Annotated in this window: 2 tRNA genes; both read right to left on the bottom strand. The window is 51.0% G+C overall.

The features are described 5' to 3' along the window. Nucleotide 1: 1 nt before the first annotated feature. A tRNA-Pro gene (locus K0F88_RS32155) sits at nt 2-78 on the bottom strand. Nucleotides 79-173: 95 nt separating this feature from the next. Further along, nucleotides 174-249: transfer RNA gene (locus K0F88_RS32150), tRNA-Lys, on the bottom strand.

Here is a 249-nt window from a genome sequence, read left to right as displayed (position 1 = left end):
ATGGTCGGGGTAAGGGGATTCGAACTCCTGACATCCTGCTCCCAAAGCAGGCGCGCTACCGGACTGCGCTATACCCCGGTAAAAAAAAGGCACCTTTTAAAGGCGCCTTCTGCGAACAGAGCTTTTGGCGTCTGATCTTAAGATCTGATCCCAGCGTTAACTGGTTTCAAAAATGGTGGGTCGTGTGGGATTCGAACCTACGACCAATTGGTTAAAAGCCAACTGCTCTACCAACTGAGCTAACGACCC

The sequence above is a fragment of the Pseudomonas sp. UMAB-40 genome (genome assembly GCF_900095275.1).
Taxonomy (GTDB): domain Bacteria; phylum Pseudomonadota; class Gammaproteobacteria; order Pseudomonadales; family Pseudomonadaceae; genus Aquipseudomonas; species Aquipseudomonas mandelii_B.
Note: the sequence above shows the minus strand (reverse complement) of the source record. Positions and strands in the feature narration are given on the sequence as shown.